The organism is Alkalicoccus daliensis (assembly GCF_900103955.1).
Taxonomy (GTDB): Bacteria; Bacillota; Bacilli; order Bacillales; family Salisediminibacteriaceae; genus Alkalicoccus; species Alkalicoccus daliensis.
This window is the reverse complement of record NZ_FNIL01000003.1, coordinates 57,522-81,667: the sequence shown is the minus strand read 5'-3', so window position 1 is coordinate 81,667 and position 24,146 is coordinate 57,522. Positions and strand designations below refer to the sequence as shown.

General features: G+C 41.8%; 22 protein-coding genes and 1 riboswitch. Of the genes, 18 read left to right on the top strand and 4 right to left on the bottom strand.

Features of this window, described 5'->3' with window-relative positions; all coding sequences use genetic code 11:
• Positions 1-8: 8 nt before the first annotated feature.
• The 11 genes from BLP92_RS06995 (at position 9) to BLP92_RS06945 (ending at position 12,945) form a co-directional block, all read left to right on the top strand.
• The gene (locus BLP92_RS06995) at positions 9-1,709 is read left to right on the top strand and encodes an ABC transporter substrate-binding protein (RefSeq protein WP_244516704.1); all 1,701 of its coding nucleotides are present in this window, start codon (positions 9-11) and stop codon (positions 1,707-1,709) included.
• 118 nt (positions 1,710-1,827) lie between these two features.
• Positions 1,828-2,829: an ABC transporter permease gene (locus BLP92_RS06990; RefSeq protein WP_175444204.1), complete on the top strand. Its 1,002-nt coding sequence runs from the start codon at positions 1,828-1,830 to the stop codon at positions 2,827-2,829.
• 84 nt (positions 2,830-2,913) lie between these two features.
• Positions 2,914-3,765: an ABC transporter permease gene (locus tag BLP92_RS06985; protein WP_090842380.1), complete on the top strand. Its 852-nt coding sequence runs from the start codon at positions 2,914-2,916 to the stop codon at positions 3,763-3,765.
• A gap of 63 nt (positions 3,766-3,828) precedes the next feature.
• A complete protein-coding gene (locus tag BLP92_RS06980) occupies positions 3,829-4,023 on the top strand; it encodes a YwbE family protein (RefSeq protein ID WP_090842378.1) in 195 nt (64 codons plus the stop codon).
• A 117-nt stretch (positions 4,024-4,140) separates the two neighbouring features.
• Positions 4,141-5,184 (top strand): SIR2 family NAD-dependent protein deacylase, encoded by a 1,044-nt coding sequence (locus BLP92_RS06975; protein WP_342028383.1) that lies wholly within the window; start codon positions 4,141-4,143, stop codon positions 5,182-5,184.
• A 276-nt stretch (positions 5,185-5,460) separates the two neighbouring features.
• Positions 5,461-7,047: an L-lactate permease gene (locus BLP92_RS06970; RefSeq protein ID WP_090841968.1), complete on the top strand. Its 1,587-nt coding sequence runs from the start codon at positions 5,461-5,463 to the stop codon at positions 7,045-7,047.
• A 681-nt stretch (positions 7,048-7,728) separates the two neighbouring features.
• Complete coding sequence (locus BLP92_RS06965; RefSeq protein ID WP_175444203.1) at positions 7,729-8,874, top strand: sensor histidine kinase; 1,146 nt, start codon at positions 7,729-7,731, stop codon at positions 8,872-8,874.
• Positions 8,871-9,515 carry a response regulator transcription factor gene (locus tag BLP92_RS06960; RefSeq protein WP_090841964.1) on the top strand — a complete coding sequence of 215 codons (645 nt, stop codon included), beginning with the start codon at positions 8,871-8,873 and terminating at the stop codon, positions 9,513-9,515. The genes BLP92_RS06965 and BLP92_RS06960 overlap by 4 nt, the downstream gene beginning before the upstream one ends.
• Before the next feature lie 109 nt (positions 9,516-9,624).
• Positions 9,625-10,557 (top strand): ABC transporter ATP-binding protein, encoded by a 933-nt coding sequence (locus BLP92_RS06955; protein WP_090841962.1) that lies wholly within the window; start codon positions 9,625-9,627, stop codon positions 10,555-10,557.
• A gap of 13 nt (positions 10,558-10,570) precedes the next feature.
• The gene (locus BLP92_RS06950; protein WP_090841961.1) at positions 10,571-11,845 is read left to right on the top strand and encodes an ABC transporter permease; all 1,275 of its coding nucleotides are present in this window, start codon (positions 10,571-10,573) and stop codon (positions 11,843-11,845) included.
• Positions 11,842-12,945, top strand: a complete 1,104-nt coding sequence (locus BLP92_RS06945; protein WP_090841960.1) for an ABC transporter permease — start codon at positions 11,842-11,844, stop codon at positions 12,943-12,945. Before BLP92_RS06950 ends, BLP92_RS06945 begins: the two co-directional genes overlap by 4 nt.
• A gap of 123 nt (positions 12,946-13,068) precedes the next feature.
• Here BLP92_RS06945 and BLP92_RS06940 read toward each other — a convergent pair whose 3' ends face one another.
• Positions 13,069-14,169 carry a M14 family metallopeptidase gene (locus tag BLP92_RS06940; RefSeq protein ID WP_090841958.1) on the bottom strand — a complete coding sequence of 367 codons (1,101 nt, stop codon included), beginning with the start codon at positions 14,167-14,169 and terminating at the stop codon, positions 13,069-13,071.
• A 149-nt stretch (positions 14,170-14,318) separates the two neighbouring features.
• Here BLP92_RS06940 and BLP92_RS06935 point away from each other — a divergent pair, with 149 nt between their 5' ends.
• From BLP92_RS06935 to BLP92_RS06915, 5 genes are all read left to right on the top strand, one after another.
• On the top strand, positions 14,319-15,086 hold the full coding sequence (locus BLP92_RS06935) for an MBL fold metallo-hydrolase (protein WP_090841956.1): 768 nt from the start codon (positions 14,319-14,321) through the stop codon (positions 15,084-15,086).
• A 72-nt stretch (positions 15,087-15,158) separates the two neighbouring features.
• Positions 15,159-15,446, top strand: coding sequence for a DUF4190 domain-containing protein (locus BLP92_RS06930; RefSeq protein ID WP_090841954.1), 288 nt, complete (start codon positions 15,159-15,161; stop codon positions 15,444-15,446).
• Between the two features lie 336 nt (positions 15,447-15,782).
• Positions 15,783-15,981, top strand: a riboswitch (cobalamin riboswitch).
• A 178-nt stretch (positions 15,982-16,159) separates the two neighbouring features.
• Positions 16,160-18,424, top strand: a complete 2,265-nt coding sequence (locus tag BLP92_RS06925; protein WP_090841952.1) for a ribonucleoside-diphosphate reductase subunit alpha — start codon at positions 16,160-16,162, stop codon at positions 18,422-18,424.
• A gap of 19 nt (positions 18,425-18,443) precedes the next feature.
• A complete protein-coding gene (locus tag BLP92_RS06920) occupies positions 18,444-19,478 on the top strand; it encodes a ribonucleotide-diphosphate reductase subunit beta (RefSeq protein WP_090841950.1) in 1,035 nt (344 codons plus the stop codon).
• The gene (locus BLP92_RS06915) at positions 19,475-19,939 is read left to right on the top strand and encodes a flavodoxin domain-containing protein (RefSeq protein ID WP_090841948.1); all 465 of its coding nucleotides are present in this window, start codon (positions 19,475-19,477) and stop codon (positions 19,937-19,939) included. The genes BLP92_RS06920 and BLP92_RS06915 overlap by 4 nt, the downstream gene beginning before the upstream one ends.
• A 138-nt stretch (positions 19,940-20,077) precedes the next feature.
• Here BLP92_RS06915 and BLP92_RS06910 read toward each other — a convergent pair whose 3' ends face one another.
• A complete protein-coding gene (locus BLP92_RS06910; RefSeq protein ID WP_090841946.1) occupies positions 20,078-20,602 on the bottom strand; it encodes a methyltransferase family protein in 525 nt (174 codons plus the stop codon).
• A 137-nt stretch (positions 20,603-20,739) separates the two neighbouring features.
• Here BLP92_RS06910 and BLP92_RS06905 point away from each other — a divergent pair, with 137 nt between their 5' ends.
• Both BLP92_RS06905 and BLP92_RS06900 read left to right on the top strand, forming a co-directional pair.
• A complete protein-coding gene (locus BLP92_RS06905; protein ID WP_090841944.1) occupies positions 20,740-21,084 on the top strand; it encodes a DUF805 domain-containing protein in 345 nt (114 codons plus the stop codon).
• A 150-nt stretch (positions 21,085-21,234) separates the two neighbouring features.
• Positions 21,235-22,218: an acrylyl-CoA reductase family protein gene (locus tag BLP92_RS06900; RefSeq protein WP_090841942.1), complete on the top strand. Its 984-nt coding sequence runs from the start codon at positions 21,235-21,237 to the stop codon at positions 22,216-22,218.
• A 132-nt stretch (positions 22,219-22,350) separates the two neighbouring features.
• Here the strand turns inward: BLP92_RS06900 and BLP92_RS06895 are convergent, their stop codons facing one another.
• Together BLP92_RS06895 and BLP92_RS06890 are read right to left on the bottom strand one after the other, a co-directional pair.
• Positions 22,351-23,157, bottom strand: coding sequence for a GGDEF domain-containing protein (locus BLP92_RS06895; protein WP_090841940.1), 807 nt, complete (start codon positions 23,155-23,157; stop codon positions 22,351-22,353).
• Positions 23,158-23,521: 364 nt separating this feature from the next.
• Positions 23,522-24,073, bottom strand: a complete 552-nt coding sequence (locus BLP92_RS06890; RefSeq protein ID WP_090841939.1) for an NADPH-dependent FMN reductase — start codon at positions 24,071-24,073, stop codon at positions 23,522-23,524.
• Positions 24,074-24,146: the final 73 nt, after the last annotated feature.

Genomic DNA, 24,146 nt, shown 5'->3' with positions numbered 1-24,146 from the left:
GAAATGCAATGAAGAAGTCTTTAGTTTTATCACTGGCGGTTGTAGGTTCACTAATGTTTACAGCCTGCGCAGCTGATAATAGTGAAGGAGATCCTGCTGATACAGAAGCGAATAACAACGCTGCAGGAGAAGGCAATGAAGAAAGTGCAGACGATGCGGAAGGTGATGGAGATGAAGAAGCTGCAGCACCCGCTGGAGATCAAACGCTCATCTTCGCACGTGGAGGAGACTCTGTCAGCCTTGACTACGCAAGTGTAACGGATGGGGAGTCTTCCCGTGTAACGGAGCAGATGTTCGAAAGTCTACTTTCTTTTGAAGAGGATTCTTTTGAAATCGGTCCGGGGCTTGCAGAGGATTGGGAAATGCATGATGATGGACTACGCTACGTCTTCACATTGCGCGAAGGGGTAACTTTCCATGATGGGACAGAATTTAATGCGGAAGCAGTAAAAACCAATTTTGAACGATGGGCTGATCCCGATCACGAGTTTCACTTTGGGGATGAAGGATATGCATATGCAGTTTACGGCACACAATTTGGCGGATTTGTAGGAGACGAAGGGCACGTAATTGATGAAATCAATGTGCTTGGTGACTATGAAGTTGAATTTGTATTGAATAATCAGCTTGGGTCTTTTCTTCAGAACATGGGGATGAGTTATTTCTCTATGACTTCTCCGGCAGCGCTTGAAGAATACGGTCCGGAAATTAATGAAAACCCAGTCGGCACAGGTCCTTTCCAATTTGTCAGCTGGTCACGTGATGACTCCATTGTGCTGGAAAAGTATGAAGATTACTGGCAGGAAGATCTTCCAAAACTTGACCAGGTAATTTTCCAGGTAATTCCTGACAACTCCGCTCGTCTAACTGCACTTCGTTCAGGAGAAATCGATATTATGGATGGGCTGAACCCTGACGATCTGGAAGCATTGGAAGGCGAAGAAGGAATTACTACTTTCGAACGTACTACTAACAATATCGGTTACCTTGGTTTCAATGGTGATAAAGAACCGTTTGATGATCCAGAGCTTCGCCGCGCATTGAATCATGCCATTGATAAAGAAACACTGATTGAGCTGCTTTATGCAGGCAATGCAGAGCCCGCGAAGAACCTTATTCCACCGGACTACCTCGGCTACAATGACGAGATCGAGCCTTACGAATACGATCCTGAGTTAGCGCAGCAGATGCTGGAGGATGCTGGGTATGAAGGGCTGGAGTTTGATTTATGGACAATGCCGGTAGCACGGCCTTATATGCCGGATCCAGAGCGTGCAGCTGAAGTAATGCAGGCAAACTTCGAAGATATCGGTGTAACAGCTAATATCGTCAGCATGGAGTGGGCTACTTATCTGGAACAGACAGAAGCTGGTGAACATGATGTTTACATGCTTGGATGGTCTGGAACAAACGGTGATCCGGATTATTTCTTCGGTAACCTGCTGCACTCAGATGCAATACCAGGCGGTAACCGTGATTTCTATCGTAATGATGAAGTAGATGAGCTGCTTGATCAGGCAAAAGTTAGTATCGACGAAGACGAAAGAACTGAGTTGTACATGGAAGCACAGGAGATTATTCATGAAGACGCTCCTATGATCCCGCTGGTACACTCTATTCCAGTTCTTGCAGGAAGTGACCGCGTACAGAACTATGTACCGCACCCATCTACAAGTGAACCTTTAACTGAAGTTGAATTAAGCGAGTAAAATCAATATTAAGAGGGGGCAGCTAAAGAGAATCGCTCTTACTGCCCCCTTTTTTACTAATGGACATATTTCTGCAACTACTATTACATATGCTGAAACACAGCGGGGGGTGCGTTTATTGTTCGCTTATACAATACGCCGTTTATTAATGCTGATACCCGTACTAATCGGAATGTCATTAATAACATTTTCTATTATCCATTTAATTCCCGGGAATCCTGCTCTTACTATCCTGGGCCAGCAGGCAACACCAGCTGCAGTCGCTCAGCTGGAAGAACAGCTTGGGTTAAATGAACCTTACTTCGTGCAGTACACGGATTATATGCTTGGGCTTCTGCAGGGAGATCTTGGCCAGTCACTTAGAACAAATACAGCAATTTCAGGAGATATCTGGCCGTTTTTAGCAGCGACGATTGAGCTGACAATATTTGCAATGGTGTTTGCTGTAATTGTGGGGGTCAATGCAGGAATCATCAGCGCCTGGAAACAAAACTCTTTATTTGATTATACAGCAATGATTATTGCCCTTATTGGTGTTTCTATGCCGATTTTCTGGCTTGGACTGATGCAGCAGTGGGTATTTGCCCAGGAACTTGGCTGGCTGCCGGCGTTCGGCAGAGCGAATCCAAGAGATCCTGTAGAAACAGTGACACACTTTTACCTTATTGATACTTTGCTTTCCGGAAGACTGGATCAATTTTCTATTGCATTTCAGCATCTGATCCTGCCGGGTATTGCACTGGGAACAATTCCGATGGCGATTATAGCCAGAATGACAAGATCGAGTATGCTTGAAGTACTGCGCTCAGATTATATCCGCACTGTACAGGCAAAGGGAATTCATCAATTATCGATTGTATACCGCCACGGCTTTAAAAATGCAGTAATTCCTGTACTTACAGTAGTAGGTCTGCAGACTGGAACACTTTTAGGCGGAGCAATTCTCACAGAAACTATTTTCAGCTGGCCGGGCATAGGAAGATATGTCTTTGATGCGATTGGAAACAGAGATTATCCGGTTATTCAGTCCGGTATATTAATTATAGCTACTATGTTCGTGTTTATTAATTTGATAGTGGATCTCTTATACAGCTTTATAGATCCTCGAATTAAATACTAAGGGGGAGCGGTATATATGGAGACAGTCAAACCAACAAACAAAACACCAATTCCAGGACCGGAAGAACAAGAGCCGCAGACTTCCATGCCGGCTCCGGCCTCCCCCTGGAAAGAAGCTTTTCGGGAATTAAAGAAAAACAAACTTGCAATTGTAGGAATGTTTATCATCAGCTTCTTTATTTTAATTGCAATTTTCGCTCCGTTTCTGACAAGTTATGCGCCATCTACGTTGAATGCGGGGCCCAGGCTTACCTCTCCCAATTTAAATAACTGGTTTGGGACCGATGATTTGGGCAGGGATATTTTTACTAGGATTGTTTACGGAGCAAGAATCTCTTTACTGGTAGGATTTTTTGCAGTAACAGGAGCTTTAATTTTCGGTTCTATGCTGGGGATTATTGCGGGATATTATGGCAGATGGGTTGATATGTTAATTTCAAGATTTTTCGATATTATGCTCGCTTTCCCGAGTATACTTCTTGCCATTGCGATTGTAGCAATTCTCGGTCCATCTTTGCAGAATGCTCTTATAGCGATTGCAATTATTAACATCCCGATCTTCGGGCGGCTCGTACGCTCAAAAGTAATTTCCATCAGGGAAGAAGAATATATCCTCGCTGCAAAAGCACAGGGAATGAAAAGCGGAAGAATTTTAATTCATCATGTATTGCCGAACAGCACTGCGCCGATTATCGTGCAGGCAACGCTGGGGTTTGGTACAGCTATCCTGGAAGCAGCCGCACTTGGATTTCTAGGGCTGGGGGCACAGCCTCCTACTCCGGAATGGGGTGCAATGCTCTCTGATGCAAGGCAGTATATCCAGAGTGCTCCCTGGACAGTTCTTTTCCCGGGGATATCTATTATGCTCGTTGTACTCGGATTTAATATGATCGGGGACGGCTTAAGAGATGCGCTTGATCCGAAAATGAAAAATTAATTTTTACAGATGGTGCTTTTATCCGCTATACTGAAAAGTGTAGAGGAAAGGGGCGATATGATTATGCCGGGTACAAACAGGGCAGATATCAAGCCAGGTACGAATGTTAAAGTAGTGCAGAAGCAGGATCAGCGCACTGGAAAATTAACAGAAGGAACTGTGCAGACGCTGCTGACGAAATCTGCTAATCATCCGCATGGAATAAAAGTAAAGCTTACCAGTGGTGTCGTCGGACGCGTAAAAGAAATTTTGTCATAGAAGAAATTCTTCTATGGCTTTTTCTTTTACACTTATAGAAATACTTAAATATCTTCATCCTGAATGTTTTCTTCTGCAGCGGGTATAGGAACCATATAAATAGGGAGGAGGCAAAAAATGACAACTGAGATTTGGAATACACTTTTGTCGATTGGTGGAGAAGGGATCCTCATTGAAGTAAAAGGACAGGATGCAGAAAAGCAGTGGAAATTTCGCAGGGTAGTGACAGATTTGGAAACAGGAGATCGCAGTTTTTCCAATGCAGAAACGGATGCGCTGGCACTTATAGAAAGTTATGCCTGGCTTTCTCTCTATCCGATGTACATTGATGAAGCGTTAGTAAACCAAGTGAAAAGAAAAATACTTACACATTCTTATCGGAATGATTCAGCTTTTTCCGCATGGACTGAAAAATGCTTTCCTGAGAGAGATAAAAATCAGGTGAAGCTTGCCAACTGGCTGCTTACATCGAAGAGTACGATAGTTTTAACTGGTGCAGGTATGAGCACAGAATCCAATCTGCCGGATTTCCGTTCAAAAGAAGGATGGTGGCGCAGTATTGATCCTATTACAGTTGCAGCACCTGAAGCTCTAGATAATAACTATGAACTTTTTACCGATTTTTACACTGCCAGACTGGAAGCACTGGAGGGAACAGCTCCTCATGAAGGTCATCAGGTTATTGCTGATTGGGAAGAGAGAGGTTTTGTCGATGCAGTAGCTACACAGAATGTGGATGGTCTTCACACGGCGGCAGGCAGCAAAAATGTCTACGAGCTCCACGGTTCCCTTAAAAATATTTATTGTCATAACTGTGGTGCAAAAGCGGCTCCATCCGATTTTAAAGCTAAAAGAAAGTGCGGTGTCTGCGGAGGGAAGCTGCGTCCCGGTGTGATATTGTTTGGGGAAATGCTGCCGCAGGAAGCCTGGAATACCGCATTATCACGCATTAAATCAGCTTCACTGATTATTGTTATTGGAACAAGCCTGGAAGTATATCCAGCAAATCAGCTGCCTCTGCTAGCCAGCGGGAGGACTGTGTATCTGAATGCGGAAGTTTCCAGCAGCGGACAAGACTTTGATCTGGTGTTAGAAGGAAAGGCAAAAACAATTATAACTGAAGTGCAGAGAATTATGCATGAAGCAGAGGGATTAGTATAAGTCCTCATGAAAGATGTTCCCTAAAAGCTTTCTGCTTAAATTATAAAGGCGGGAAATAAAGATTCATACAGTTATGTAAATAGAGTAGTACAGCATATTGAAAAATGGTTTATGTTCAATATTTCACAAACATGTCATTAATTACTTTTATAAGTTATATACAACAGTTATATATTTTTTTATAATACAGATATAAGATCTTCTAATTAATTCGTTACAATACACTTACTTGTGAAAATGTGAGCAATAAACTTATTATTAAAGGAGCTATCTCTCATGCTATTCCTTACCGCTTTCAGTGCCATTGCTGCTCCCTTTATATTTTTAGTTCTGCTTCGAATGCCTGCCAAAAAAGGCATGCTTTACAGTGCGATGATTTTTATACTTTTAGCATTTTTTGTGTGGAATATGGATACTTTGACACTCTCCGCTTCAATTATGGAAGGGTTTCATCAGGCAGTTACCATTTTATTTATTCTGCTTGGAGCTATTGTTCTTTTGAACACGCTAAGGCAGACGGGCGCAGTCGATAGAATAAATCAGGGATTTCGAAATATTTCTCCGGATATGCGGGTACAGGTAGTAATCGTAGCTTTTCTTTTTGGAAGCTTAATAGAGGGTGCTGCTGGTTTCGGCACGCCTGCAGCGGTCACAGGCCCTTTGATGGTAGCTCTTGGATTTACACCGCTTGCGGCAGCGACACTGGCCTTAATAGCTGACAGTACCGCTGTGTCTTTTGGTGCAGTAGGGACACCTGTGATCATTGGTCTGGGAGGGGTGGAGGGAGCTGGGCCCCGGATGTTTCAGGAAGTAGCAGTAAATATCACGTTCATGGATATGTTTGTCGGCACTTTCGTTCCTTTTTTATTAATTATCGTGCTCAGCTTAAGTTTTGGAAAAAAATCAAGCAGAAAAGGTCTGCTCTCATTATTTCCATGGGCTTTTTTCGTAGGGCTGACTTACAGTATCTCTGCTTTTATTTATGCGAACCTATTCGGGCCTGAATTTGTTGCTATTCTGGCATCACTTACCGCCCTGGCAGCTGCAACACTGACTGCGAAGAAAAACATTCTTCTTCCAAAAGAGCCGTGGCAGGAAGCAAGAGCAGAAGGCTTTGAAGCAAAGGAAGAGAGTTCGGAAATGTCTCTTATGGCTGCCTGGAGTCCGTATTTCATTGTTATAGTTCTGCTGCTTTTAACAAGAATCATTGAGCCTGTGCAAAATTTTACGCAGAATGCGATTGATTTAAGCTGGAATAACATTTTCGGAATAGCAGATATATCATCTGGATGGCAGGTATTGTATTCTCCTGGAGCTGTATTATTACTGGCAGCGTTTTTGTCGATTTTTACGCAAAGAAAAAAAATCCGGGATTTCGGTTTTGCTGTAAAGGAAGCAAAAGGCACAGTAGTAGGAGCAGCACTTGCCCTTTTCCCAACGCTTGCTTTAGTAAATGTGTTTATAAATTCAGGAATTAATGCTGCCGATCTTATGTCAATGCCGGAGTATATTGCTTTAGTTTTAACAAATATTCTTGGAGATGTCTGGCATTTTACCGCTCCTTTTCTGGGGCTGCTTGGGTCATTTGTGACCGGGAGTTCCATGGTGTCTGCGTTAACGTTCGCACCGATTCAAGTTAATGTTGCTGCGAGTACCGGACTTGATACTAATTTGGTTCTTGCACAGCAGGTGGCTGGCTCAGCAGCAGGTAATATGATATGTGTCCATAACGTAGTGGCAGCAGCTGCAGTAGTGGGACTCGTAGGAAAGGAAGGAGATATTATTCGGAAAACAGTAATTCCTGCACTGGTCTATGCAATGTTTATAGGAATTGCAGGGGCAGCAGCTGCGATGTTTATGTAACATCAGAGAGAAACTAAATAATAGTTAATAGATGAAGACCTGGGAGCTTTCGTTTCCAGGTCTTAAGAATGTTTATAAAGCAGGAAATTTATATATTTATTATAGGATTCTCCTTCGCTTTCCGGCGAAAGCTTGCAGGAAGAAGCTCTCCAGCTTCCTTATAACAATATCAGACTTAAGCAGAGACCTTTATGCGTAAAAAGCTGCACTATGAAAGATGAAAATAAACTCTGCTATGTAACGACAGCAAGGATACCAAAAAGATGAGCGCCGTTGGAGAATCCAAGTGACCTTCTGGAAGGTCACGAAGCACGAGCGGAATCGATCCTGGTTCTTCAAGACAGCATGGCGGTCTCTGCCCTGCTGTCTGTGGATCGATGGAAGCCGTGCCCTGAGAGAGAAATTAGTCGAGAACAAGCCCTTGGGTAAGACTCTCCGAAAGTGAAGCAGCATGATTACTTCTTTTTAGCGGAACTTTTATTTTCAAGGCAGCCTTTTAAAAAGGAAATTTTCATTTCAGGGCAGCTTAGTTATAAGGGAATTTATCTTTACTTGTTTAACCTGAGGATAAACCTGACAAAAGAAAGAAATTTACTAAATTATAAAATAACACTGCAGAATTGAATTCACATGGATTATGATAAAAGTATCAATAGTAACCCGAAACCCTGGAGGCATTCTATGATTAGAACCTTGGAAAAACATCAATACTGGATTTGGCTGCTGATACTTTTTCTCCTGTGGGGGAGGCTGCTGCTTTCGGCTGAAGCATCGCTTTTAGAGATGCCCTGGAGAATCATCGGAGCTTCATTGTTTTATACTGTATTTTTTCTGGTGCCTGTATGTAAAGGGAAAGATAATCTGCTTTTAATTTTATTTCTTACAAAAATCCTTTTGCTCACTTTTACCCTGTGGGAAGGTGAAGCTTTTACTCCTGATCATTCAGTCCTGCTGCTTTATATTATTACAGCAGGTGCAGCAACTTTTTACTTAAAGGAGCTTCATACTCTTGCGGTAGGTTTTCTGGCTGGTTTCTGTGGATATTTTGTTGTGCCGGATATGGACGTTTTGTTATTTGTAATTTACGTGTCAGTGACGGCAATGGCACTCTTTCTTTATCAAAGAACCAGCAAAAAAGAGGAAGAACTGCGGCACCGGGGTGAAGCGCTTTTTTCAGAATATCGAAAAATGAAAAGGGATCTTGTGTCAGGAGAAAAAGCAGTCAGACAGCAAGAGCGTACGCAGATTGCCAGGGAAATCCATGATGCAGTTGGACATAAATTAACAGCGCTGCTTATGCAGCTGGAAGTCTTCCGGATGAAGTCATCTCCGGAGGTAAATCAGGATGTGGAAACATTAAAGCAGCTAGCCCGGGAAAGCCTTGAAGAAACCAGGAATGCAGTGAAAACATTAAAACAGGAAGAAAGCGGTGGTCTGCCTGCTGTAATCCAGCTGATCAGAAAATTGGAAGCGGAAAGCTTAATTAGAATTCAGTTCACAGTTAGACACGGGGCGCTTACTGCTGCATTAAGCAATGCGCAGGCGATTGCTGTATACCGTGCTGTTCAGGAAGCATTAACAAATGCAATGAAGCATGGATCGGAAAGAGAAGTAAAAATAACACTGGAAGCCCCGGGGAAAGCTGTATTTCGGTTTGAGGTGGAAAACCCTGTGCAAGGAAAAGCTTCCCTGCACAAAGGGTTTGGCTTAAAATCGATGCAGGAGAGAATGGAAGCTGCAGGTGGAAAACTGGAAATTACTCCTTATCCGGATAAATACATTATTCGTGGATCTTTTACTTTAATGACCAAGGAGGAAAGCATATGATTCGCATTTTACTTGCAGAGGATCAGGGAATGGTGAGGCAGGGATTGAAAATGATGATTGAATCTGACCCTGAATTAAAAGTTACGGCAGAAGCATCAAATGGACTGGAAGCTCTAGAAGCATGCAGAGGACCGCTTGCGTTCGATATTGCTATCCTTGATATCCGCATGCCTGAAATGAATGGACTGGAAGCTGCCAGGAACATCCACCAGCACTGGCCGGAAATTAATATACTGATGCTTACCACATTTAATGATGATCAATATGCGTTAGAAGCACTTAAAGGTGGTGCCAGGGGATATATGCTGAAAGATGCAGATGCCGCAGAATTAATCCGGGCTATCCGGACATGCCATGATGGCGGTCTGCTGCTGGAAAGCCATGTAGCCGCAAAAGTACTGCCGGTACTTATGGAAACCCAGATGGAGAAAGCACCAGTACCAATTGATCCGGTGCTCACGGCAAGAGAAATAGCTATTATCCGGGCAGTGGGAGAAGGAAGAAATAATAAAGAAATAGCGGAGACATTATTTTTATCAGTTGGTACAGTAAAGAACCATATAAGTATCATTCTGGATAAGCTGGAACTGCGTGACCGTACACAACTGGCGATTTATGCAATACGGAGTCAGCTCGTGTAAAAAGTGACTGAAGTCACTGAATTTAAATACTTCTGATGACGAGAGACAGTGGGTGCGCTGTCTCTTTTTCTATATACTAGGAAGTAATTAGAACAGAGGGGGAAATAAAATGCTGGAGACGGAAGAACTATCAAAAGCTTTTAAAGGAAAAACAGTGGTGGAGGGAGTCAGTCTTTATTTGGAAAAGGGAGAATCAGTGGGACTTCTTGGACCAAACGGCGCAGGGAAGTCCACGACAATTTCCATGATCTCCTCCCTGATGAAACCTACTTCCGGGGAAGTTCTTCTGCACGGAGAAAACGTGATAAAAAATCCTGGGAAAATCAGGAAAGTCCTCGGCGTCGTCCCACAGGATATTGCTCTGTATCAGGAACTTACAGCCTATGAAAACTTGAAGTTCTTCGGCAGAATTTACGGATTAAAAGGACAAATGCTGACTGAAAAAATTAAAGAGGTTTTTTCTCTTGTAGGTCTCACTGATCGGCAGGGAGATATATTAAATACTTTTTCGGGAGGGATGAAGCGCAGAGTTAATATTGCGGCAGCTCTTTTACATGATCCGGAAATTCTAATTATGGACGAACCTACGGTCGGTATCGATCCACAGTCAAGAAGTTATATTTTAGACATGATCAGAGAATTAAACCTGCAAAAAGGGATTACCGTTCTGTATACGAGTCATTATATGGAGGAAGTTGAGCGTCTGTGTGACAGGGTTTATATTATGGACCACGGAAAAATCATTTCTTCAGGTACAAAAGAGGAGTTAAAAAGTATACTGTCCGGCGAGGAAACAATTTTAATGGAACTGGACCGTGCTTATCCGGAGATGGAAAAGGAGTTTCAGCAGCTGGACAGTATCAGACAGGTAATCGAAACCGAGAAAGGCTTGAAACTTATATCTGTAAAAGGAAGCAGGCTCTTAAGCAGTTTGTTTCAAATTGCTGACAGGCATGAGGCACAGGTAACGAACGTAAATATTCAAGAACCTTCTCTGGAAGACGTGTTTCTGCATTTAACAGGCCGGAAACTGCGCGATTAGAAAGGGGGACCACATGAGGTTATTTATATGGAAAGATCTGATAGTGATTTTGAGAGACAGGTCAGAAATAATGGTACTCCTTTTAATGCCTTTTATTTTAATTGGAATATTAGGCTTTGCACTGGGAGGAATATTAGGAGGGGATTCCTCTGAAATAGACGTCCAGGTAGCTTTGGTGGCAGAAGATAATACCGAGGAAGGCACAGCGCAGTTTCTGCAGGAGCTGGAAGAAATTGAGCTTCCGGATGAACTCCACGAAGAAATTGCAGAGACAGCGCGGACACTAAATCCCGCTAAACTGCTTAAGGAGTTTCTGGAAAATGAAGATTTGAAGGAAATTGTCACTGTTGAAGAAATGAAAGCTTCAGAAGCATCACGAATGCTGGAAGCAGGAGAACTGGATGCAGTATTGACGCTTCCGGAAGGTTTTACTTATACCAGTCTGCAGGCGATGATTTGGAATGAAGAAATTTCTGCAGACGTTATTGTAACGCTTAGCGAAAATGGCTCTTTATATGCAAATATATTTGCGGATCTTATAGAAGGGTTCGTGGAGGTGCTGAACCTGGAAAGTGCAATTGCTTCAGCTGCAGGCCCTGAAGCTGCCAGGGAGGGGGAACCTGCAGAAACCGGCGGGGTTATTCCGATTGCGCAGAACGAACCCGTGAACTCCATGCAGTATTATTCTATTGGGATGGCGGTTATGTTTGTTCTCTATGTAGCTGGGACAATTGCAAGTAAAGCATACGTAGAGAAACATGAACAAGTATATAACCGGATTATTTTATCAGGGACGCACCCTGCAAAGTATTTATCCGGAAAATGGATGACAGGTACATTGTTCTCGTTTTTACAAATGGGGATATTATTTACTCTTTCTGCTTTTATTTTCAGGACATTTTCATTGGATTCTATAAATTTTTGGACCGGAATGGTTTTCATCACTTTTGTATTAGCATTGTGTATAGGAAGTTTGACGAGTCTGTTAACGTCTATCAGTATCCGCTTTGAAAGCGATGCAGTTTCAAGTATATTCAGCGGAGGGGTAGTGACATTATTTGCTTTTGCAGGAGGAAGTTTCTTTCCTCTGGCAGGGATGCCGCAGGTAATTGTAGAAGCGGGAAACTGGACACCGAATGGCATCGCTATGACTGCCTACCTGCTTTGGCTTCAGGGATTTGAATGGACGGTGCTGCTTCCTTCCTTAAATAGATTACTGCTCCTCAGTGCAGTACTGCTTGCAGCAAGTGTAATTATATTTCCGCGAAGGAGGTCTGTAACCTCATGAAGTCTATTTTTATTCTGCAGCTGCAGCGATTTAGAAGAAAGCCATTACTTGTAGTATCATTTTTCGTTTTAACTTTATTTTTTGTGTTTTTTCTGGGTGGAAACGACACAGGAGATAAAATAACAATACAGTCTTATGCAGGTGATAATACAACACAGGAGCAGGCAGACTACTGGATACAACTGCTGAATGCATCCGAATCCTTTGAATTTGTATTAGTGGAGGAAGAAGAAGCAAGAAATTCTATTGTACAGGGCGACAGGAACATGGCGCTTGAAATAAGAGACGATGATTACAGAATGCTGGTGGCGGTTGATGAGCAAAGTTATCAAATTGCAGCCAATTATATACAGCAGGTATTTACCGAGGAGCTCCGTCTGGCAGCGGCAGAAGCTGCTGTGGAGGAGGAAAATATCAGAGCCGCGATAGCAGAGGAAAGGATTAGTCCGGTATTGGCACTCAATATGGAGACGATCAACGGAGAAAGCAGCGGTTTCGTATATGATGAAAATTTACAGGCGCTGTTTGGAATGACATTGTTCTTCTCTATATATACAATTATTTTCAGCTTATCAAATGTCGCTGAAGAAAAAAGAGACGGGACGTGGAACCGGCTGATTGTATCTCCGCTTCAAAAATGGCAGGTGTATGCAGGACATGTTGCGTACTGCTTTTTGGTAGGTTATTTGCAGATAATTCTTATATTCATATTTTTTAAATATATGTTGGGTTTTCAAATAGAAGCTCACTTTGGAATTTTGATGATTATTGTCGCTTGCTTCACATTTACAATTGTCTCTGTAGGGATGCTTTTAATCGGGTTAGTTACTTCTCCACAGCAGCTGCAGGCGGTAATTCCAATAACTGCAACCGCCATGGCAATGCTTGGAGGTGCTTTCTGGCCGGTAGAAATTGTTACAAATGAAGTGATAGTAATGCTGTCCAAAGTAATGCCGATGTATTATGGGATGGAGGCGCTCAAAGGGGCCGCACTCTTAAATCAAAGCTTAGGAGAAATAACAGGTGCCTTATCCATTCTTGTTTTAATGGGAGTAATAACGATGGGCATAGGAATAAATTTAATGGAACGGCGGGCATAAGCAGGTTTAAAGCTGCGGAGTCTGCAAAAGAATTTATTGAAACTTAGAGAGCAGGAAGTAGATTCCTGCTCTCTTATTCGTTTAGGTGTAATGTTTTTATTGAAAGGATTTGCTTTAGAGGGGTCAGTTGATAAACCCTTCAGAGGAAAGCAGGGCGAGCATAGCTTTATAGGATTCTCGTAAATATGCATGCTGCCAGTCAGTGGATGCAGGATAAAAAAGATGAAAAAATCTGTTTTTTGCTTCTTCAGTTAAGTTCTCATTCCAATAAAAATAGTTTTCCAGAATCATGGTGCTGCTTACAAATTTGTATCCTGAGAGGTCTTCTTTTACTGTACCCATTTCAAATACCGAGGAAGTAATCTTTTTTTCAGGATAAGTATTCTGCAGAAATTCCTGCAGTCTTGCGGTGGAGGCCCCAAGTGACAATAAAGCCTCAGCTTTTGAAACAAGGGGAAAGTGAATGTCGGCGCGAAGCTGATCTTCGGTTCGAGGGTCATTTTCAGAAAAAATCATTGTCAGCTTATTTTTGGGACCTCCTCCTGTATGAAGGTCAATATGAAGTATCTCTTCGTAATTTTGAGCCCATTCAGAAAAAGCTATTGCTAGTTGCTGCGCTTTTTTATTTAATGTGATACCGCCGTAATATAAGCCATGTGCGTGCCGGTGTTGTCCTTCAGGAAAATTTTTTAATTTTTTCAATTCGCTTTCAGAATAATCTAAAGTTAATTTCTTTTCTATCTTTGCAGAATTAACGTTTTCTAATTTATCCAGAAGAAATAATTCATTATTTTTACTATAAATCTCTGGGCAGTGTCCGGTGATTTCCGCCCAGATCCGATGGAAGTTCCGGTTCAAATCAATATTACCTTTCGTCACTCTTCGAAAGTGTTTCATGCCCCAAGGATTTACTGCATGAATTAAACGAATACCGGTAGTGGAAGGATTAAGATAATTCATAATTTCATCAAGAAACAAGTTTAATCCAGCGCTCCCTGCATATCCTTCTATTCCATGTAACCCGGTGGTGATGATAAGAAGCTTTTCAGTACTTTTTAAGCTGTCTGCAAGCAGGATATCAGTAGAATTATCTTCATTTTGATTTCCAGAGAACCATTGTTGATGAGAAGCTTTCGGCCACTTTTTTTTCATATCGAATAGCCTCGTCTGAAAATGGTTTCTTGAAGTTTCATAATCAGTGAAAAAATATGACGCTGCTTCCATGCGCACCACCTCTTTCAACACATGCTGTCTGGATCAATCTAAATCTCTTAAGTCTTTTTTTCATCTACGAAAGTAATACCTTAGAATATCTTTCCGGAAACATGCATTTTATTTGCTGCTGTATATCCAGTCCATGATTATGATAAAGTGTGAGAAGGAAAGGAGAAGATATTGATGCAGGGAATTCTGAAGCGCATGCACGTCTTTTTCTTGATGAATTAACAGGACATGGAATACAAGCACCTTCCCTGGTAGCTATTACTCACTGGCATTGGGATCACGTATTTGGAATGTCTGCCCTGACGAGAATTCCAACCATTGCCACTGAAGATACAAAAGCAGGTATTGAAGCTCTTAAACCCTTCTCCTGGGACGATGATTCTCTGGACAACCGGGTGGAAAAAGGGATAGAAATAGAGTTCTGCGCAGACGCAATAAAAAAAGAATTTCCGATAAAAAGAAATATCCGCATTGTTTTACCTACCATCACCTTTAGTAATGAACTGACTTTGGATTTAGGCGGAGTTACGTGTGTATTAACACAGGTGGGGGGCAATCATTCCCCTGATGGACTGGTAGTGTATGTAAAAGAAGAAAAAACTTTGTTTCTTGCCGATGTGCTTGCGCCGGATTTATATGCTTCGGAATGGAAGTTCACGCCCGAAGAAACGATTAAAATGCTGGACCGTATAGAAGATTATAAAGCAGAAACATATATTGTTTCCCATTGGAAACCTATTACGAGAAATGAATATCTGCAGGAAACAGATTTTTTAAGAAGAACGGCAGAAGCCATGCTGGAATTTCAAGGGGAGGAAACAGCTGTCCGCCGTGCGCTCGAAGAAAACAACGGCAGTTTGTCTGAGGAAGAAAGCAGGACGCTCCAGTATTTTATTAATGGATGGAAGAAAGAATAACAACGGCAGCTGCTTTAAATTTTAAAATTACAATGGAAAGATCTTAAATATTATTATCAGGAGGAAACAAAAATGACTTCTGGCTCGTTTGAAGGAAAGGGAGCACCGCCCGGAAGAAATACAAAATCTCTTGTCTCATTTATTCTGGGAATTACTGCGCTGCTCACTGCTCTTTTAATTGGAATATACAGCCTGGTAATTGCTGTTCCTGGCCTTATTGTAGGAATACTTGCTTTAAAGGAAATTAACGAAAATCCTCAGCCCGGAAAAGGCCTTGCCTGGGGCGGAATAATCTGTAGCATTGCAACGGCAGCGATCCAGGTATTATTGCTGTTATTTATCTTTTTTGTTATCGCTTAATAAACCGGTTGAAGTTATTTGTTAAAGATGATCCCCCATATTTACCCTGCTTTTTTTTAAGAAAAAGATAGCGGGGTAAATATGTTTCCTGCTATACTTTAAAAGCTGTGCTTTGTATAAGCACCAATTTTATACATAAATTCAAAACGCATTTTATTTCTTTCAGAAAGCTCAATCTCCAAAAATCTGCTATTCAAATATTTCCCCTCTGCAATTACATCTTTCCTACGTTCGTTATAAAATGCTACAAATTCTATAGTTTAATCTTGCAATATCTCGGGAAGACACGTAATATAATCAACATATAGTTTCTGTCTGTTAAGAAACAACTAAATATAGTATGCATGGAATAATTGGTGCCGCAGAGCGGCTGAAAAGGGAATTCGGTAAAAGCCGAAGCTGTCCCCGCAACTGTAAGTGCTGACGAAGGAGTTGGATCCACTGTATCAGAGTAGCTTAACGGCACTGATATGGGAAGGGAAACTGCTGAGAAAGAAGCATGAGCCAGGAGACCTGCCATTATTCTATCAAGTTTCTATTCTTCGGGGAATGAGGATAAGAGGCGGCTGCGGGTTGAAGGGGATGTTCCCTGTAATTCTGTGCTGTGCTCTTATCACGAAAACTCTTCCGGAGAAAAGGAAGAGTTTTTTTATTGTTAACTTATGAAAAATATTTTAACGGTAAAAACAATTAGAATCAGGAGGGATTTACTCATGAAAACAGCATCTGCTTCGGCGCTTTTAACAACAGTAGAAGAACTTGAAAATACGTACAAGCTGGATTTCAGCCCAATTAAAGATAAACTTGCAGAAGAAGACATGAGTCTGGAAGCTTCGACACAGTTTGCACTGCATGATGCACTGAATAAAATAGCGATGGATCAGCCGGATTATACATATGCGGCAGCAAGACTGTACCTTGCAGAGCTATATCGGAATGCGGCAGAGAACCGTAAAGGAGAGCCTTATACGAATGTCTACGGTCTTATCCGCACTCTTACGCAGAAAGGGATTTACAGTGAAACGCTGCTCGAAAAATATTCGAAAGAAGATATTGACCAATTAGAAATGATGCTTGTACCGGAAAGGGATCACCAGTTTACCTTTATCGGATTATTTTTACTTGCAGACAGATATTTAGCGAAAGATCACAGTAAAGCAGTGTATGAACTGCCGCAGGAACGCTGGCTGATCATTGCCATGAGTTTAATGCAGAATGAACCTGTGGAAAAAAGAATTGGATTAATCAAAGAAGCTTACTGGGCGTTATCTAACCTTTATATGACCGTTGCTACGCCAACTCTTGCGAATGCCGGTAAAAGCTATGGACAGCTTTCCTCCTGCTTTATAGATACGGTAGAAGATTCTCTGGACGGAATTTATTTAAATAACTGGGATATTGCCCGCTTAAGTAAAGACGGCGGCGGCATCGGCGTTTATTTTGGAAAGGTGCGGGCACTAGGATCTGATATCAAAGGGTTTAAGGAAAATTCGTCCGGCGTTATTCCCTGGATCCGCCTCTTAAATGATACAGCAGTAAGTGTAGACCAGCTCGGCCAGCGGCAGGGAGCTGTAGCAGTATACCTTGATATTTTCCACAAGGATATGATGAGCGGCTTTCTGGATTTAAAAACAAACAACGGGGATGAGCGCCGTAAAGCTCATGATATTTTCACTGGAGTGAACATTCCTGACCATTTCATGAGAAAAATGGAAGAAAAAGATAATGAAGGAAAAAGTATCGGCGAATGGTCATTATTCTGTCCGCATCAAGTGAAGCAGATCATGGGATGGAAAGACGAAGCAGGGAATGCTCTTGGACTGGAAGATTTCTATGATGAAGCAGACAGAGCTTACTTTACGGAAAAATATGAAGAAGCTGTTGCACACCCGCTTCTTCCACGGAAAACTTACCGGGCGATGGATATCATGAAACGTATTATGGTAGCGCAGCTCGAAACCGGTACGCCTTACATGTTTTACAGGGATGAAGTAAACAGACAGAACCCGAATAAAACAGCGCATGGACGAACTTCTATCTTCTGCAGCAACCTATGTACGGAAATAGCGCAGAATATGTCTCCAACTTCTATTACAAAAGAATATCAGGACGATGAAGGAAATATTGTCATTGTAAGAAAGCCGGGAGACTTTGTTGTCTGCAACCTTTCTTCCATGCACCTGGCCAACGTATTAGAGGATGATGTGGTAGAGAGAGTCGCAGATATCCAGGTAAGGATGCTCGACAACGTTATTGATTTAAATACGCTTTCTGTAGGACAGGCAGAAGCAACGAACAAAAATTACCGTGCTGTCGGGCTCGGGACATTCGGCTGGCATCATGTGCTGGCAAAGCAGGGAATTTACTGGGAGTCGGAAGAAGCGGTGACGTTAGCTGACGAGGTGTATGAGCGGATTGCCTTTGCTGCAATTCAAGCTTCTGCAAAGCTGGCGGAAGAAAAAGGTGCTTACCCGAAATTTACAGGTTCTGAATGGGAAAATGGAGAGTATTTTGAAAGAAGAAATTATCAATCTGGAAAGTGGAAAGAATTAAAGGAAAAAATCAGTACCACCGGGATTCGAAATGGCTGGCTGATGGCGGTGGCACCGAACTCTTCTACCGCGAAAATTGCTGGATCAACGGACGGAATTGACCCAATTTATGCACTGGAATATGCAGAAGAGAAAAAGAATTTCAAATTAAAGGTAACGCCTCCTGATTTAACACATGTCACCTATCCTTACTACCAGCGTGTGCGTCATGAACTCGATCAGCGCTGGAGTATCCGCCAGAATGCTGCAAGACAGCGCCATGTAGATCAGGGGATCAGTTTTAATCTGTACGTGCGTCACGATATTCATGCAAAAGAGCTGCTGGATCTGCACCTGGAAGCCTGGAGACAGGGGCTGAAAACTACGTATTATATCCGCAGTACTTCTCAGCAGGAAATTGAAGAATGCGAGAGCTGTCATTCATAACAGAGGAGGAATTACAAATATGACTTTAACTAAAATGAAGCTGCTTCAACCGCAGTTTGCAAACAAGTCCACCGGAATAGTAAATGGGGAAGCATCAGGAATCTTAAATTGGAATGACATTGCTTATCCACAGATGTATGACGTGTATCAGGCGCTTCTTTCTAATTTCTGGAAAGCCCAGGAAATTAATATGCAGGATGATATTAAGCAGTGGGACCAGCTTTCTGAAGTGGAAAAGGATGTGTTTCTCCGAATCAACACACAGCTTGCTTCACTCGACAGTCTTCAGACCCCGACGATGGCGCAGGTGATGGACTATGTGACAGATCCAAGCTTCCAGGCAATCTTTGCTGTAATTGCACAGCAGGAAGCCGTGCATAATGAATCCTATTCTTATGTGCTGAGCTCTCTCGTATCAAGTACAGAACAGACAAAAAGATTTAATGAGGCAAAAGATGATCCGTTAGTGAGAAAAAGAAATGCATTAATTCTGGATGCGTATGAAGAGTTCAGAAGAGACCCATCTATTCAGAATCTGTTTAAGCTCTGTGTAAACTCGATTAATTTAGAAGGGATATACTTCTACGCAGGCTTTGCATTTTTCTATCACCTTGCGCGCCAGCAGAAAATGGTGAAAACCAGTACGATGATCAGCTATATTCAGCGGGATGAAATGCAGCATGCTTACTTTGTCTCGCAGTTTATCAGACTGCTGATGGAAGAAAATAAAGAACTGCAGACAGAAGAAAATAAACAGTATATTTATGACACGATTGATAAAGCAGTCCAGCTGGAGAAAGAATGGGCACATTATATATTGAGCGGGATTGAAGGTATCGATTTAAAAGAGTACGACGGCTATGTGGAATATCTGGCAAATAAAAGAATGCGCCAGCTTGGCCTGCAGAATTTATATGAAGGACGGGACAATCCAATGCCTTGGATTCACGTCTTCAGTGATGAAATGATGAATGATACGAAATCGGATTTCTTTGAGCAGAAATCCCGGACTTATTCCAAAGTTACAGAGAAAAACGGATTTGATGAGCTGTGATTGCGCTCGTGTATCATTCTTCGACTGGAAATACATCGACGCTGGCAGACTGGATTGAAGGGGAACTGCAGGAAGAAGCAGTTCCAGTAGTAAAGTATTCACTGGAAAACTTCCCGCTTGAATTAATTCCGGAGCTTGATGGTCTGATTCTGGGCACCTATACGTGGGGCAGCGGGGATCTGCCAAAACAGCTGTACTCCATTACGGAAGCTGTTAAAAAAGACGCATCAAGCACCATGGTGACAGCAGCTTTCGGCACCGGGGACAGCTTTTATCCCCATTTCTGCGGGGCTGTTGACAAGCTGAAAGAATTATTTTATGTGCATACAGATCTGGCTGTAACGCTGAAGGTGGAATTACTGCCGCAGGAAGCTGACAGAGAACGCTGCCGGAAATTTGCAGGATTAGTAAAAAAGAGACTGCATATGCAGTCCCGGCTGCATCCGGCAGGGAATTACTAGAACGAATAAAACATGCTTGCCTTTTTAGCATTTAAAATAAAGGCAGTACCAAAAGATACCTTTAATTAAGCCGGCATCTTGCTGACTTCAATTGAAGGTTTTTTTCTTTTTAAAAAGATGTAAAAAGTACATTATGAATTAATCTTCTCTCTTTAAAGAAAATGGAGTTAGGCGCGGTATCCAGCGGGGCACATTGTTTTTATAAAGGTCATAATCGCTGCTGAACTTTTTTGATAAATAAGGTTCTTCCACCTTAATAAAATAAACATGGTTTATGATCAGGAAAGAAGCAGCATACACAAGCATGAGCCAGGATCCGATAAGCAGGGTTTCTCCAATTAAAATAAAACCGACCCCGCTGATCATCGGATTTCTTGTATAGCGGTAGGGACCGTCAACAACCAATTTATTTGTAGGGTGCCAGGGAGCAAGAGTCCCTTTTCCAGCTGTTTTAAAGCTGTAAATAGACATTCCCAAGAGAAGAAAACCGGCAGTCAGCAGCCCGGAGGCTGCAAAAGCGAGTGCAAGATTGATAGGAAAAGAAAGGCCCCATATAAAATTGGAAGGAGAGAAAAGAATAATGAGCAGAGGGATCAAGATTGTTACATTAAAGGGAAGTACCAGTACTGCAAGTACATGAGCGCCTATGGAATTCGACTGCATTATAAAACTTCCTTTCATTCGTAGTGAATGACTTTATTATAGCTGAAAATTTCTGTGGAATGATGGAATTCATTTGTTTAAACAGCAGTGAAATGTGTAATAGAAAAACAGAAGACGTCAAATTTCGGGAGGATCTTATGCAGTGGTATTTGAAAGTAATACAAAACTATGCAAATTTTCAGGGGAGAGCACGCAGAATGGAATACTGGATGTTCTACCTCGTTAATTTTTTAATTGTCTCTGCACTAGGTATTTTGGAAACGTTTATTGGGCTGCCAACAATAATCTCAGGCATTTATTCATTATTTGTATTAATTCCGTCTATTGCCGTAGCGGTCAGACGAATGCATGATACTGGCAGAAGCGGACTTTGGGTATTGATTTATCTGATACCTATTATAGGGTGGATCATTTTTATTATACTCGCGTTAGCCGATTCTGAAAGATCTGCGAATAAATATGGTCCGAGTCCTAAATATTAAATAGTTTTTTAATAAAACTGTCTCTTTCCATGGAGGCAGTTTTTCATTTTTAATGAGGCAGCACTTGGACAAAAGAAAGTACTTCTTATGAATAGAGTGAATTAGAAATGGGAATGGAAGAAATAGTTTAATAATAAGGAGGATGAAATTATGGTACAGGAATTCAAGGCTTTTGTAACAAATGGAGATGGAAGAGGTGAAGTTGTTACGCGGACGCTGGAGGACTTGCCGGCAGGTGATGTAACAATCAAAGTGCACTATTCCAGCGTAAATTATAAAGATGGAATGGCGCTGAATAGTGATGCGAAAATCGTAAAGGAATATCCAATTGTCCCCGGGATTGATTTAGCTGGCGAAGTAGTGGAATCAACTACAGCCAAATTTAAGGCAGGAGATAAAGTAATTGTTACAAGCTATGACCTTGGAACAGGACAGGATGGAGGCTACAGCCAATATGCAAGAGTGCCGTCAGACTGGGTAGTCCCTCTTCCGGAAGGCTTGACTACGAGAGAAGCAATGATAATCGGAACTGCAGGATTCACCGCAGCTTTGTCGATTCATAAGCTGGAGGATCACGGATTGCAGCGAAGTGATGAGCCTATACTTGTTACAGGCGCCTCCGGCGGGGTAGGCAGTATGGCAGTTGACATGCTTTCCAAAAATGGCTATTCCGTTACAGCAAGCACAGGGAAAAGCGATGAATATGATTTTCTAAGAAAACTTGGTGCTGATGATATCGTGACAAGAGAAGAGGTAACACCGGAAGAACTGCCGTTAATTCAAAGTGAACGATGGGCAGCTGCAGTTGATCCGACCGGAGGGAAACCATTAGCTTCTATACTCAGCGCTACAAAACGCGGCGGAGGAGTAGCAGTCAGCGGACTGACCGCAGGCGTGGAAGTGCCGACAAGCGTGATTCCATTTATCCTGCGGGGTGTGGAGCTGATGGGCATCGATTCAGTTCAGTGCCCGATGGATCTCAGAGAAGCGATCTGGACTCGTGCAGCAAGTGATCTGAAACCAGAACATCTTGATGACATCGCACAGGAAGTATCGCTGGATGGACTGCAGGGAGCACTGAATGATATTCTTAACAGTAAAGTAAAAGGACGGGTTATCTTAAGACTGCATTAATTTTTGAGAATGAATACTTGTTTGAATCATCCTCCTTTCCTCTGATCCTAATTGTCAGATGGGGGAGGACGGTTTTTAATTGTTGCAGCCGAGCAGAGTAAGGAATAATTTGTAAAACCGAAAGAAGGGGTGCTACCTTGTTTTCGCTTTTTCCACATACATAAGGGAATCTGCCTGGATCAGCACTTCTTCAATATCTGCAGTTCCCGGAACAAATGTCTGACTGCCCACACTCCAGCTTAAAGGAAAGGAAACTCCATCAACAATTACAGGATCTGAAAATATTTTATCCAAATCTTCCTGGAGTGAAGCTTCTGAAGAATAAGAATCACTGATAATTACAAACTCATCCCCACCGTAACGATAAGATCTGCTCTGGGTTTTTGCATCAAACTGTCGAAGGCGCACAGCCACTTCCTGCAGTACTTTATCTCCTGCACTATGCCCATACTGATCGTTAATTGATTTAAAGCGATCCATATCTACAAAATAAAGTGTCTGTTGTTCTTTAATTAATTCAAGTCTGCGGAAATATTCTTCTAATGCGAACCGATTTGGCAGTCCTGTAAGAAGATCCTGTTTTGAAATTCGGTCTTTTTCTTCTAATTCCGCAATTGTATGATTTAATGCATTTGTAAATGCTCCTATAATATCTGTTCCCTGATACAAGGCACGGGCAGAATAGTCCCCTATGCGAACCTGGGTCAGCACTTTTTTAAATTTTTCTGTACAGAATCTGATAAATTGTTTACATACAAAATAATTCAGGCAGCCAAGTAAAATACCTGCGACGACTGACATGATGGCAAACGCGGTTATTAAATTTTCAGGAATAGGGATGAGAAGCGGGACAAGCATAGTAAAGGCGACACCTACAATAATTCCAAAACTTAAGTATATGAAAAAGAGGGAAGTTAAGTAACTTTCAGGCAGCTTCATGGCGCCACTCGCTTTCTTTATAATAAATTATTATATTTTAGGTATAAATAACTATGATAGTATAAAAAAACTAATACATAGATACTATTTTACTTGATCTTTCATAAAAAAGAAATCGAATAGATTCTATTTAGAGAATAATTTATTTTTAGTAGTTTGAAAGACCTAAAATATCTCTTTTTATAAGCTTTTCTGTAATATAAGTTATTTATAAAATTAAAATATCCACGCAGAAGAGCAAATAAAAAACGAACTGTATGGAACAGTCCGCTGTAGTTATTGAAACAAATATTATAGGAAAAATACTCTTTAGTGACCAGTGATTCTCCTTTTTAAAGATACGCCTGAATTATAGGTTAAGATCTTATGCGTTTGCCGGATGACGAAGGGTCTGCAGTGCGCCGCTCCATTGATTTACTTGATCAAGCATCATATTTATATTTTCTTCGTGAAGTTCCTGCGGCTTAAAATCGCTGAAGTTTTCAAAATCATGAAAAAGGGAGAGTGTCGGGTGTACACGGACGTCTGCAATTTTTAGTTCTCCTAATATGCCGCGTAAATGTTCTGCAGCTCTTGCACCGCCTGTAGAACCGTAGCTTACTATACCAGCTGCCTTATCATGCCAGGCTTCACGAGCAGAATCCAGGGCATTCTTCAGTGCTGCAGTGAGACTGTGATTGTATTCCTGGACGATAAACACGAAACCATCCATCTCGTTCAGTTTTTCGTTCCACCGAGCAATACCTGGTGCTTCTTCTTCTCCAAGAAAAGGAAGGTTAAAATCTGCAATATCAATAATTTCATAATTTGCATCTCCCCGCTTGTCAGCTATATTTTTAACCCATGCACCAACCTGCGGACTGACTCTTCCCTGTCTTGTGCTGCCAAGAATAATTCCGATATTTAATGTAGACATGTTAGTTCCTCCTTTTAATAACTATTAATTAATTACTTATTAACTTTATGTAAGTAATTATAATTTAGTTAAT